This window comes from Marinobacter daqiaonensis (genome assembly GCF_900115285.1).
Lineage (GTDB): Bacteria > Pseudomonadota > Gammaproteobacteria > Pseudomonadales > Oleiphilaceae > Marinobacter > Marinobacter daqiaonensis.
In genome coordinates, this window is the sequence record NZ_FOYW01000001.1 from 583,983 (window position 1) to 595,754 (window position 11,772).

11 protein-coding genes and 1 pseudogene are annotated in these 11,772 nt (G+C 62.3%); 2 read left to right on the top strand and 10 right to left on the bottom strand.

Going from position 1 to position 11,772, the window contains the following annotated elements:
• Nucleotides 1-113 precede the first annotated feature (113 nt).
• From BM346_RS02705 to BM346_RS02735, 8 genes and pseudogenes are all read right to left on the bottom strand, one after another.
• The gene (locus BM346_RS02705) at nucleotides 114-1,301 is read right to left on the bottom strand and encodes a patatin-like phospholipase family protein (RefSeq protein WP_092008754.1); all 1,188 of its coding nucleotides are present in this window, start codon (nucleotides 1,299-1,301) and stop codon (nucleotides 114-116) included.
• A complete protein-coding gene (locus tag BM346_RS02710; protein WP_092008755.1) occupies nucleotides 1,301-2,242 on the bottom strand; it encodes a DUF4892 domain-containing protein in 942 nt (313 codons plus the stop codon). Before BM346_RS02710 ends, BM346_RS02705 begins: the two co-directional genes overlap by 1 nt.
• A 4-nt stretch (nucleotides 2,243-2,246) precedes the next feature.
• The gene (locus tag BM346_RS02715) at nucleotides 2,247-3,161 is read right to left on the bottom strand and encodes an alpha/beta fold hydrolase (RefSeq protein WP_092008756.1); all 915 of its coding nucleotides are present in this window, start codon (nucleotides 3,159-3,161) and stop codon (nucleotides 2,247-2,249) included.
• Nucleotides 3,162-3,211: 50 nt separating this feature from the next.
• A pseudogene (locus BM346_RS02720) lies at nucleotides 3,212-3,563 on the bottom strand (PilZ domain-containing protein).
• A gap of 106 nt (nucleotides 3,564-3,669) precedes the next feature.
• Nucleotides 3,670-4,677 carry a DNA polymerase III subunit delta' gene (holB, locus tag BM346_RS02725; protein ID WP_092008757.1) on the bottom strand — a complete coding sequence of 336 codons (1,008 nt, stop codon included), beginning with the start codon at nucleotides 4,675-4,677 and terminating at the stop codon, nucleotides 3,670-3,672.
• A 2-nt stretch (nucleotides 4,678-4,679) separates the two neighbouring features.
• The gene (locus tag BM346_RS18185; RefSeq protein ID WP_265013566.1) at nucleotides 4,680-6,290 is read right to left on the bottom strand and encodes a transglutaminase family protein; all 1,611 of its coding nucleotides are present in this window, start codon (nucleotides 6,288-6,290) and stop codon (nucleotides 4,680-4,682) included.
• On the bottom strand, nucleotides 6,290-6,790 hold the full coding sequence (locus BM346_RS18330) for a DUF3488 domain-containing protein (protein WP_265013565.1): 501 nt from the start codon (nucleotides 6,788-6,790) through the stop codon (nucleotides 6,290-6,292). The genes BM346_RS18185 and BM346_RS18330 overlap by 1 nt, the downstream gene beginning before the upstream one ends.
• The gene (locus tag BM346_RS02735) at nucleotides 6,780-7,820 is read right to left on the bottom strand and encodes a DUF58 domain-containing protein (protein ID WP_227662945.1); all 1,041 of its coding nucleotides are present in this window, start codon (nucleotides 7,818-7,820) and stop codon (nucleotides 6,780-6,782) included. Before BM346_RS02735 ends, BM346_RS18330 begins: the two co-directional genes overlap by 11 nt.
• Before the next feature lie 58 nt (nucleotides 7,821-7,878).
• Between BM346_RS02735 and BM346_RS02740 the strand changes: the two genes are divergently transcribed.
• Nucleotides 7,879-9,183, top strand: coding sequence for an anthranilate synthase component I family protein (locus BM346_RS02740; RefSeq protein WP_227662944.1), 1,305 nt, complete (start codon nucleotides 7,879-7,881; stop codon nucleotides 9,181-9,183).
• A gap of 14 nt (nucleotides 9,184-9,197) precedes the next feature.
• Here BM346_RS02740 and thrH read toward each other — a convergent pair whose 3' ends face one another.
• Nucleotides 9,198-9,806 carry a bifunctional phosphoserine phosphatase/homoserine phosphotransferase ThrH gene (gene thrH, locus BM346_RS02745; protein WP_092008759.1) on the bottom strand — a complete coding sequence of 203 codons (609 nt, stop codon included), beginning with the start codon at nucleotides 9,804-9,806 and terminating at the stop codon, nucleotides 9,198-9,200.
• A gap of 196 nt (nucleotides 9,807-10,002) precedes the next feature.
• Here thrH and BM346_RS02750 point away from each other — a divergent pair, with 196 nt between their 5' ends.
• Nucleotides 10,003-10,728 carry a phosphoadenylyl-sulfate reductase gene (locus BM346_RS02750; RefSeq protein WP_092008760.1) on the top strand — a complete coding sequence of 242 codons (726 nt, stop codon included), beginning with the start codon at nucleotides 10,003-10,005 and terminating at the stop codon, nucleotides 10,726-10,728.
• Between the two features lie 57 nt (nucleotides 10,729-10,785).
• On the opposite strand, the gene cysB is transcribed toward BM346_RS02750, so the two are convergent.
• Nucleotides 10,786-11,763: an HTH-type transcriptional regulator CysB gene (gene cysB / locus BM346_RS02755; protein WP_092008761.1), complete on the bottom strand. Its 978-nt coding sequence runs from the start codon at nucleotides 11,761-11,763 to the stop codon at nucleotides 10,786-10,788.
• Nucleotides 11,764-11,772: the final 9 nt, after the last annotated feature.

Sequence of the window (11,772 nt, forward strand, 5' to 3'; positions counted from 1 at the left end):
ATTCCTTATTGCCGGTCCTGCCCGGCCCGGGAGGCCCGGCGGACGGTGAATGTTATCAGGGGATTATACGCAGATTGCCGTGCAACAGGCAGCCCTGCCGATGGCAATATGGTTCAGGTGGACAGTGGACCGGAGCTACTGCGATCCGACTCGAACCGGTCCAGCGCGACCTGCATGCGGTCACGGCCAATCTGTATCATTTCCGGCGCCTTGTGGTAATCGTAGGTACGGCAGGCGTTCTTGGGCACATTGACCAGAAGGTCCGGGGGATAACCTGCCAGTTTGTACTGCACCAGTGCGCTCTGCATGGTTTCGATGGTCAGGTTCATGATGTCGAACTTGCCGATGCCGAGTTTTTCCCAGTTTATGGTGCTGGCCTCCCCAGGGCCTTGTCTTTCTGAAGACGACTCGGGTTTCCGATGTTCGGTCTGGCGGGCAGCTGCTTCCCGCTCCAGGCGCTCTTCCGGCGTTATCTCATCATCTTCGCCCTGCTCCCGGCGACCGCCGAAGGATTTGAGGGCGTCCCAGTCCAGCCAGCGTGAGGCCTTGTCCCGAATCCTGTCGATCCACTCGTCAGGCTCGCCGCCCTCATCCGGTGGTGTTCCGAAGGCCGCATCGGGAATACGGGGACGGCTATCGTCCTCCCCGGCCAGGTTCACGGCAAACACGAGGTCGGCGTGGGCCGATATCGTGGGCACGATCGGCAAGGGATTGAGCAGCGCCCCGTCAACCAGCACCCGGCCGTTCATCACCACCGGCGTTACCAGGCCGGGGATGGCGATGGAGGCGCGGATGGCCTGCTCAAGAGGGCCTTCCTGGAACCAGATTTCCTTATGGCCCAGCAGGTCCGTTGCCACTGCGGTGTAGGCAATGGGCAGGTCCTCGATGCGAATGTCGCCGAGCATCTCCCGGACTACGGAGAACACCTTGTCACCCCGGATTGCACCAACCGAATTGAGGGTGATATCAAGCAGTTTCAATACGTCGAACTGACCAAGACCCGTAACCCAGTCCTTGTAGTCCTGCATCTTGCCGGCAGCGTAGACGCCGCCGATCAGCGCTCCCATGGAACAGCCGGAAATGGCGACAATGTTGTAACCCCGCTCCTGCAGAACCTCGAGGGCACCGATGTGGGCATAACCTCTGGCACCCCCCGAACCCAGTGCCAGTGCAACGGTTTTTTTACGGGACTGTCCGCCACTGGCGGAACGGGAGGATTCCGCGGGTGCGCCAGCAGGCTTGTCGGAGGTCACCGCAGGCCTTTTCGCCGGCTTCTTCGGAGGCTGTGGAGTTCCACCCATTACTCCTGCCCCCCCTGCGGCGGCGCGACCACCAGGATCTCCACCCGATTGGCGGGCTGACCCACCACCCGGCTCTGAACCATGGGACCGATGGCGCGGATAATCTGCCGGGAGCTGGAAATACCGGAGCGGTCCAGCAGCGCACCCATGGTGTTGGCCGCGTTTTCCGCATTCTCGACCGCCTGCTCCAGGGTCTCGCCGGGCCCCAGTTCTGAAAAACCGGCGACGACAACCCGGCTGCCCGGCACCTCGGCAAGGTTGCTGATGCGCCGCCGCAGGTCGGCGTCCCACTCGAACCGGACTGAAACGCTGCCTGACCAGGGCACCACTACTGGCCCCTGAATACGGTTGCCGGCCGCGGCAACTCCCGGCACGACAGCACCGTCCTGAAGCGCCAATTGCTCGATCCAGGCGTATTTGCGCTGGTTGCCACGGGTAACGGTATACACCAGGACCAGCCAGCGCTGGCCGCTGCTATCCACCAACGAGGCCGCCAGATAATCCTGGTCGGCATCACGTCCGTAAAGTGTCGACTGGCTGAATATCTGGTTCGCCCACACATTGCTGCGGCCACAGTCCCGGCCCGAACACTCGAACAGGATGGTGGCATCGGCTTCACTCAGCCGGTTACGGTACCAGCGGCGGGCATCCTCGCGACTGACATCCGAATCGAGCTGAAGAAGCTGGCCCGTGCCTTCCACGGGCACACGAATAACAGACTCGGAGCGGATTTCGTTCCGCACTTCCCGTATCGGGCTCAGCATGACCCTATGCAGGTCAGAACGGATCTCGACCCGACTCTCCAGTGTCGCCTGGGGGAAGGCGGGTATTACCTGCGCCGCGGCGGACAACGACATCATCAGAATCGAGAGTGTTGCGACTGTGCGGACGAATCCGCCGCAAAGCAGGGCGGCAAAACGAATTCCATCGCGTCGTAACATCGGTTCAGGCCTCTGCCAGGAAAGATCGGATACCACTGGCCACAGGTGATATATCCCCGTCCAGGTGGCAGTGATGGCCGCCATCAATGTCCAGTGACCGGACATCCGGCAGCGCATTGTAACGGTCCTGCCAGCGGTCAAAATTCGCCAGCAGACCGTGCTCGGCTCGGATAAGCAGAGTCCTGGCGGTAACCGACTCCACAAACGCCATGACCTGTTCTTCGGTGAACATCATCACGGATGGATGGCGAAGCCTCGGATCGGTCCTCCACCGCAGGCCGCCGGAACCCTGCTCAAGATTCCGCGACAGCATCACTTTCGCAACCTCGGGGGACAGCGGATTCCGGCCCCGGCCCCGCAGCCTCGCGGCCTCGTCCACACTGGCGTAGCCGGCACTCTGTCCCGAGCCGGTAAGGCGTTTGTGAATGCCCCGACGCAATTGGCCAACGGCTTCTTCCGGGGCCTTGGAAAGCGGGCCCAGGCTGTCGATCATTACCAGGCGCCGCACCTTCTCAGGAAATGCTCCAGCAAACATGAGAGCGACAATTCCTCCCAGGGAGTGACCCACCAGGTCCACCGACTCATGTTCAGGGAAATGGGTTTCCAGCAGTTCCGCAAGATCCGAAACATAGTCCGCGAGCAGATAGCTGTGCCCGGGTGGCCGGTGACCGGACAGGCCATGACCGGCATGATCGATTGCCCAGAGATCGCCGGTATCCCGGAGCCGGGGCGCAAGGCGGTAGAAACTCAGACAGTTGTCCAGCCAGCCGTGGAGCATCAGGACCGGTGTGGTTTTGCCCTCAGGCCTTGAGCAGGGCCAGTGCAGACCCGCCAGCGTCAGGCTCTTGAGGGGCCATTGAATGTCCCGGCAATCGGCGTCAGGACCAGAGAGCCCGGTCGGCAGAAAAGACTGGTTCATAACCGGTGGAATTCCTCCTTCAGAGACAAGGTGGCGACGCACCCCGGTGGTTACATGGTGTGGGTGGGACGATCGGAATTCAGCGAACCGGCGAGATAGGCTTCAATTTTGGTCCGGGCGGTCTCGTCCTCGCCATTGAACTGGACGCCGATGCCTGCGGCCCGGTTACCCTGGGCGCCCCGGGGGGGTAATCCATACCACCTTGCCCGCCACGGGTATTTTTTCCGGCTCGTCCATCAGGTTGAGCAGCAGAAACACTTCGTCCCCCAGCTGGTATTGTTTCTGGGTGGGAATGAACAAGCCACCCTGACGGATGTAGGGCATATATGCCGCATACAGAACCGCCTTATCCTTGATGGTCAGGGTCAGAATACCGCTACGCGCACCAAAACCGGGACCCATGGTCACCCTCCAACTAACGTTCTCTGTGGTGGCGCCAGCCGGGCGACACCTTGATTATCCGTACCGTATTTTTCTTGCTGTCGCCAGATTCTAGCAGACGTCTCGATCAGCCTGCGCGCTTCCTGCCGGGCATCAGCTGCTGCCACTGGATCAGCAGCCGGTCGGTCTCAAGCTCAGGGTTCACATTATTCACCATTGCCCGACGCGAATCACGGATTGCGTCCACAAGTTGGTGAGCACGCCATGGCGGATTTGCCGACCCGAGATAACGAACCACCTCGGCGATCCCCGGATCCCGGGCCTCGCCCCCGGCCATTACCCGCGCCAGATCGCTGGCCCAGTTTTCCATCAGGTTCAGGGTCGCCTCGTGGCCCAGTTCACGGAAAGCACGGGACGCCGCCGCCACCGTGGTGGCGCCCTTCATGAACTGGCGAAAAGCCTCGAGGGCTGACTCCCGCTGATCCAGGAATTCCCCGGTCAGGTAATCCAGTGCCAGTCGAGGGGCGCCGCCGGCAAGATTCAGGGCCAGGGCCTGGCGATCTTCTGACGCCACGGTCTCCGCAGCCGCCAGCTCCGCGGAGAGCCAGGGCATCGCCTGCCCGACGGTCGGGGTTGCAACCGTGGTCACCCGGCAGCGGGAGCGGATCGTGGGCAGTACGGGCCGTCCGGTTTCCTGAAGCAGGATCAGCACCACATCCGCCGCGGGTTCCTCCAGGGTCTTCAGAAGTGCATTCGCTGCGTTGATGTTGAGCTGGTCAGCGCGATCCAGGATGGCCACCTTGTAGCGGGCTACCTGGGGTGACGCCACCGCGAACTGGGACAGGGCCCTGACCTGATCTATGCGGACCATCCGGGACTTCTCCGGCTGGTATACCCGGATATCGGGATGGGACTGACCCTCGATCAGCTGACACTGCCGACACGTGCCGCAGGGCCGGGTGTCCCCGGCGTTGCGCTGCTCACAGACGAGCAACGCCGCCATCGCATCGGCCAGCGCCCGCTTGCCGACGCCCCGCTCACCGGTTACCAGGGTGGCGTGGGGCAGCCGCTCCTGTGTCAGGGCTTCTGCGAATCGTACCAGTACCGGCTCAAGCCAGAGCATGCTGTTCAACATTGTCACCCTTGATCGTGCCCGGAAGGGCTGGTGGACTGAAGACGGCCGGAAACCGCTGCCGGGCTGAGGGTTCGCCCCTGTCGCCGCAGTTCCCGCTTGACACCATTGAGTCGTCGTTTCATGGTCTGCCGCCGGCCTGCATCACGGCTTCGCCCCTTTGGCCGGTGTGCGGCCTCGGGGCCATAGTAATAATTGTTCAGGTCACGGGCAAAGCCCCGGACCAACCTGGTGGCTCCCGGGGCGTGACGGGAGGTTAGCTCCGCCAGATGATCGGGAGTTGCGCCGGCGGGTACTTCCACCCCGACCCGTCGCAGCAGCCGCGCCCATCTGTCCATCAATCGGGCCACCGGGTCATGGCCGCGCTGCCCCCGATGCTTCAAAGTGGCGATCACACCCGCGACAAGCAGCGCGAACCCCACCATACCGGCGGTAAGATAACCCAGTTCCCTGAAACCCAGGTTGCCGGGCAAACGACCCATCAGATCCAGTTGGGACTGTCCCTGATAGCCCACCACCCAGCGCTGCCAGTTGTAATTGACACGATCCAGCTGAAGGCTGGCCCATTGCAGCATCGCCAGATCGCCATACCGCTCTGGCGAGGCCCACTCATTCTCCAGGAACGATCCCTCTTCCGCCATCGCATCCCTCAGCCCGGACTCAATCCGTTCCGGTGCGATCATCGCCGTGGGGTCGAGGCGGACCCACCCCTGCCCTTTAATCCAGGCCTCCACCCAGGCATGAGCATCGAACTGTCGCACAATCAGGTAAGCATTGTCGGCGCCGGCGGAGCCACCCTGGTACCCCACCACCACCCTCGCGGGAATCCCGGCGGACCTCAACAGGAAGGCGGTGGCACTGGCATAATGGGCGCAGAAACCCCGGCGGGCGTCGAACAGCAGCGCATCCACCGGATCATCCGGCATTGCCGGAGGACGCAGGGTGTAATAGTAAGGCTGCTCCCGGAACCGGTTCATGATGGCCAGGGCAACCCTCCCGTCACTCTGGTATTCCCGGCTGAGGCTGGCGACCAGCTCTCTCGCCCGGGGGTTACCGCGATCGGGAAGCTGCAGGTAACGTCGCCGCATATCCGGGGCCAGGGGCTCTTCCGCGCGCCGCCCTGAATCCGGGTCCAGCGCCAGTCGGTAGCCAACATCGGTATCCGCCGGACGCCGCAGGCGGAACAGGCCACCGGCCACTTCCTCCACGTTGGCGGAAACCGGCCGGGAGTCATCCAGGGCGTAGACCCAGGGCTGACCGGACGCTTCCATCAACACATCGTACTCATTGACCGCGAGGCCGCCGCTGCCGGGGTCCCGGTTCACCCGACCCGGGCGGGTCGGTAATTCCTCCTGCCACTGGGTCCAGGTGGTACCGTCGAACCGGTCCAGGATCAGACCCCGCCAGTAACGGTCCCGATGCTCAGGCAGATTGCCGCCGAAGCTCACCCGGAAGGCCCGCTCGCTGCTCTGGGCCAGACTGGAGATATCCCCCGGGGTCATGGTGTCGGAAATACCGGTACGGGCCTCCCCGGAAACCAGGGGCACACTCCACAGGGGAGCCATGCGGGGGAAGAAAATGAACAGCGCGATGACCACCGGCAGTGTCTTTGCCATCATCCAGCCCAACCGTTTGAGCCCCCCAGCGGGCTCCGGACGATCGCCGGCGTATGAAGCGACTGCAGCGCCATGAGCAGGAGCACGACACCGGACAGGGTGAGCAGGGCCCAGACGATACCCTGCCGGAACAGGAAGTTCACCGCGGCCAGGTAAACCAGGATAAAAAACAGCACGAAAAAGTCCCTGCTGGTGCGGGTTTCCAGCCACTTCAGGCCCACCGCCAGAACAAAAAACGAAGACGCGGTATCAACCGTGAAATGGGCCCGTACCGTGGCGATGTAGATGGCGATCAGGGTGCCCATCACTGCCATTCTGAGCCAGCGCCCCGGCAAACGAAGCCTGCCCTGCTGAACCAGCCAGCGCCAGGTCGCCAGCAGCACGCAGGCCGCCAGCAACCACAGCGGCAGGCGGTCCCACTGGGGCACCAGCAGCACCAGGAAACCGATCAGCAGCCACAGGAGGGCGGCGGAGGGCAGCAGCGACTGTCTAGCAGCCATGTGGGGGCTCCTCATCCGGCGGAGTCCTTCCCCAGGTACCCAGGGCCCTGAGACATTGTTGGCGATGGCCTGCTCCCTGATCCGGCGCGATCACCGCCCCCGGCAGCCGCAGGCCGAAGATGTCGCCGGCCCGATCACGTTCCAGCACCAGCGCCGTCAGATAGCTGAGCCGGAGTTCCTGGTCGATTCCAGGAAAACCGTCGTAATCCAGCCAGCGCGGACTGCCCTGCTCTCCCTGCCAGTCGGCAACCACCATGTCGCCATTGCGGGAAAACCGCTTCCAGTCAACCCGGGCACTTATATCACCTTCCCGCCAGGGTCGCAGTTCCACCTGGTCCTGGCCCTGTCCTGGCCGAGTGCCCTCGGAGGCGTCTGCGGCGCTGACGCCCTCGGCGGGATGCGGGGGGGTCAGGGGCCGCGGGAACACGACCGCCGGGGTCGCGGGCCGAAGCCACGACCAGGCCTTGAGCAGACCGAACGGAAACCGGGTCTCGACACGGACCCGCTCCGGCAACAGGTAGCCCCGCTCGCGACTTGTCACCAGCAGGGTGCCGTCCGTTAATTCCTCACGGGGTACTGAAAGCGTGAGTCCGGGCGTCTGGCCCGAGAACAGGACAATGGCTGGAGCCTCATGATCCGCCTGAAGCCGCACACGGAAAGGAATCGGATCGCCGGCGAAACCGTCACCGGGCTTCAGGAATGCCAGCTCGAGGCCGCTGAGATTATTGTGGGTCTGGTGCATGGCCGCCACGAACAGGGCCCCCAGCAAAAACGTCAGCAGGTAGATCAGACTGTTCTGGTAATTGATGCCGGTAATCAGCATCACCAGCAGTAACAGCGCAAACACGGCGCCTGCGCCTGTGGGCAGAATGAATATGGTCTTCCGGTCCAGCCGCCGACTGTCGGTGCGGGCAATGCGACGGTTGAGCCACCGTCGCCAGTGCTGCCTGGCCTTGTGTTTTATCGGGTGCAAAGGGACTTCCCGGGCCCGTCGGGCCATTACATGATTGATGCGGTTATAGGGTATCATGGGCCGCTGTTTTTCCCGCCACAGCAAACCAGGTTTTCGGATGTTAACGAGTCAGACCGTGCCCCGTTCCCAGATTGATTCACTGCTGGATTCCCTCTCCACGGAACCGGGATTCGCGTGCCTGGATACCCACCGGGGCGGATATCGCACGGTCAGCGCCCTGCCCGTACGACAGTGGTGGCTACCGAACCAGGCCGAGCGGTTTCGGGACACGGTGGCGGACATTCTCGAAGCCCATGGCAACCTGGGACCCGAGACCCGGGGCGCCGGCATCGGCGGCAGTATTCTCTACGAAGCGGGTCAGCAAACGGTTCCGGGCTTTCGGAGCCGGCATCATCCCACAGAGCATCTGGGCTGGGCCGGTCTTTACCTGTGGACACTGACAATTCCGGCAACTGGCAACGGTCATGACGATGCCAGCCTGGACTTTCACCAGGACTGTCCCCGAAGTCTGCGGGACCGCATCCTGGCAAAACTGACCGATAGCGCCCGAGTATCCCGCGAAGCCCCAGAAAGCTTTCGCATTACGGGACGGTTCCAGCCGACACAGGCACCCCGGGCCTATCGTGAGGGTGTTGCCCGCATTCTCGACTACATTCAGGCGGGCGACTGCTACCAGGCCAATCTCTCCCAGCAATTCACCGCCCGCTTCCAGGGCTCTCCCTGGCTTGCCTGGCGTTCACTGATGGCGGCTGTGCCTGTGCCCCATGGCGGCTACCTGGATACCGGCGACTGGCAACTGCTGAGTATCTCTCCGGAAATGTTCCTGGAAATCGAACAGGGCCAGGTCACCAGCAAGCCCATCAAGGGCACCCGGCCACGGTCCCTCGACTCCGACAGCGACAGGGCGCTCGCCCTGGAGCTTCAGAGCGACCCCAAGGACCGTGCCGAGAACCTGATGATCGTGGATCTGATCCGCAACGACCTGTCCCGCTTCTGCACCCCGTTTTCAGTCAGGGTACCGCAACTGTTCGAGCTGGAGAGCTTCCGCAATGTCCATCAGCTGGTCAGCACCGTGACCGGCCAGCTGCGTCCGGGCCTAACCCCCTTCGAAGCCCTGATATCGGCCTTCCCCGGTGGCTCCATCACCGGGGCGCCGAAGCGGCGCGCCATGGAAATCATTGACGAGCTGGAGCCCCACGGGCGGGGACCCTATTGCGGAAGCCTGTTCTGGTGGAGCGCCGACGACCGGCTGGACAGCAATATCGCCATTCGCAGCCTGCAGGCCGGACCCGGCGGGGAAATTCGTGCCTGGGCCGGGTGCGGAATCGTGGCGGACTCGGATCCTGAATCCGAATACCAGGAGTCCATCACCAAGATCCAGCGGTTGCTGGCGACCCTGGAGAACCTGGGTCGCCAGTAGACCGCCGCCACTTCTCAGAAGCGGTTGCTGAGCCTGAGAAAGGTTTCCTTCAGTGCCTCGAAGTCCTGCACCGCCGGGAACTGGGGGAATTCCTCGATGACGTTCCTGGGGGCATGGAACAGGATCCCCTCCTCCGCCTGGGTCAGCATGGTGGTGTCGTTGTAGGAATCGCCCGCCGCGATGACCCGGTAATTCAGCAGCTGGAAAGCCCGCACAGACTGCCGCTTGGGATCACGCTGACGCAACAGGTAGTTAGTGATCCGGCCGTTTTCATCCACCTCCAGCTTGTGGCACAGCAGAGTCGGATAGCCAAGTTTCTTCATCAGCGGCATCGCGAACTCATAGAAGGTATCCGACAGGATGACCACCTGGAATCGCTCCCGCAGCCAGTCAAGGAACTCCGCAGCGCCTGGCAGCGGATCAAGCTCACCAATGACTTCCTGGATCGCAGGCAGACCATAGCCATGCTCGTCCAGCAGTCGCAGGCGCTGTTTCATCAGCACATCGTAGTCGGGGATGTCGCGGGTGGTGGCCTTGAGCTCCTCAATACCGGTTTTTTCCGCAAACGCGATCCAGATTTCCGGGATCAGCACTCCCTCAAGGTCAAGGCACGCAAGTTCCACATTGATCTCCTGTCATCGGCCCGGGGCCGGGTATGTATGTAAAGAGGCCGCTATGATAGAAAAATACGCCGACAAATGCATCGCCCCGATGCCCTCGCATTGCGGACCCGCTATAACCTTATGATTGCAGATTACTTCATGGTCCTGGGATCTGGTGATAAATTGGCGATTCATTTTCCAGGAAAACCGCGACTCAATGACCGATATCGAGAAGCTTCAGCAGGAACTTTCCGACCAGAGCCCGAGAGCCATTCTCAAGGCCGCCCTGGCTCGCTACGACGAAATCGCCATTTCCTTCAGCGGCGCGGAAGACGTTGCCCTCATCGAACTGGCCCATAAGCTTACCGACCGGCTCAGGGTGTTCTCCCTGGACACCGGTCGTCTGCATCCGGAAACCTATCGCTTCTTCGAGCGTGTCAGAGAGCACTACAACATCGACATTGAGTTCCAGTTTCCGGATGCCGGTGCCATCGAGGCGCTGGTCACCGAAAAAGGCATGTTCAGTTTCTACCAGGACGGCCACGGGGAATGTTGCGGAATCCGCAAGGTGGAGCCGCTTCGCCGCAAGCTCTCCACCCTCGATGCCTGGATCACCGGCCAGCGCCGGGACCAGAGCCCGGGCACACGCAATGAGGTGCCGGTGGTTCAGCTTGATGAAGCCTTCGGCGGACGACACGGCCCCCTGGTGAAGTTCAACCCGTTGGCCAACTGGAGCTCGAAGGACGTGTGGGACTACATCCGCATGACCGAGGCCCCCTACAACACCCTGCACGAACGGGGCTTTGTCAGCATCGGATGCGAACCCTGCACCCGCCCGGTATTGCCCGGCCAGCACGAGCGCGAGGGCCGCTGGTGGTGGGAGGAAGCAACCAGGAAGGAATGCGGCCTCCACGCCGGCAACCTGATCGCCAGCCAGGCCTGAAACCGGTCAGGGCGCCAATGGCGCCCTGCTTCAAACCCGGGTTACCGTCTGCCGGAGTCAGTAGACCGGCAATTCCACGTTACGGAAAAGCTCTTCGATTTCGTGCCGGCTGCCCTGATGGGCCACCGCCTCATTGACGGTCTCCCGGGTCAGGTGCGGAGCAAATCTCTCGATGAAATCGTACATATAGCCCCTCAGGAAGGTTCCCTTGCGGAAACCGAGGCGGGTCACACTGGGCCGGAACAGCTTGCTGGCGTCCAGGGTAACGAGATCTGAATCCACCTCCGGGTTGTAGGCCATGGAGGCAATGATACCGACTCCCAGTCCAAGCCGGACATACGTCTTGATCACATCCGCATCCGCCGCGGTAAAGACCACCTTCGGCTCCAGGCCCTCCGCCTGGAAAGCCTCGTCCAGTTTCGAGCGACCGGTGAAGCCGAACACGTAAGTGACCAGCGGGTGCCTGGCGAGCTCAGGCAGGGTCAGTTCCGACAATTGAGTCAGAGGATGGCCCCTTGGCACGATGACGCACCGGTTCCAGCGGTAGCAGGGCATCATGATCAGGTCGTTGAACAGCTCCATGGCCTCGGTGGCGATGGCGAAGTCCACGGCGCCATTGGCCGCCATTTCCGAGATCTGCATGGGCGTACCCTGGTGCATGTGCAGGGACACATCGGGGTATGCCTCGATGAAACCCTGGATCACCGGTGGCAGGGCGTAGCGCGCCTGGGTATGGGTGGTGGCAATACTCAGGTCGCCCTTGCGCTGGTTGCTGAATTCCTGGGCGATTTTCTTGATGCCCTCCACCCGTCGCAGGATTTCGCCCGCTTCCCGGATGATCGTTTCGCCACCGGGGGTGATCCGGGTCAGGTGTTTGCCGCTGCGGGCGAATACCTCGATACCCAGTTCATCCTCCAGCAGCCGGATCTGTTTGGAGATGCCGGGCTGCGAGGTGAAAAGGCTCTGGGCGGTGGCGGAAACATTGAGATCGTGGTGGGCGACTTCCCAGATGTAACGCAGCTGCTGTAGTTTCATTGCTTCTTT

Excerpts from the sequence above, each read along its gene's own strand:
- BM346_RS02705 (WP_092008754.1), bottom strand. The coding sequence starts at position 1,301 with ATGGGTGGAACTCCACAGCCTCCGAAGAAGCCGGCGAAAAGGCCTGCG.
- BM346_RS02710 (WP_092008755.1), bottom strand. The coding sequence starts at position 2,242 with ATGTTACGACGCGATGGAATTCGTTTTGCCGCCCTGCTTTGCGGCGGA.
- BM346_RS02715 (WP_092008756.1), bottom strand. The coding sequence starts at position 3,161 with ATGAACCAGTCTTTTCTGCCGACCGGGCTCTCTGGTCCTGACGCCGAT.
- holB (WP_092008757.1), bottom strand. The coding sequence starts at position 4,677 with ATGTTGAACAGCATGCTCTGGCTTGAGCCGGTACTGGTACGATTCGCA.
- BM346_RS18185 (WP_265013566.1), bottom strand. The coding sequence starts at position 6,290 with ATGGCAAAGACACTGCCGGTGGTCATCGCGCTGTTCATTTTCTTCCCC.
- BM346_RS18330 (WP_265013565.1), bottom strand. The coding sequence starts at position 6,790 with ATGGCTGCTAGACAGTCGCTGCTGCCCTCCGCCGCCCTCCTGTGGCTG.
- BM346_RS02735 (WP_227662945.1), bottom strand. The coding sequence starts at position 7,820 with ATGATACCCTATAACCGCATCAATCATGTAATGGCCCGACGGGCCCGG.
- BM346_RS02750 (WP_092008760.1), top strand. The coding sequence starts at position 10,003 with ATGACCGATATCGAGAAGCTTCAGCAGGAACTTTCCGACCAGAGCCCG.
- cysB (WP_092008761.1), bottom strand. The coding sequence starts at position 11,763 with ATGAAACTACAGCAGCTGCGTTACATCTGGGAAGTCGCCCACCACGAT.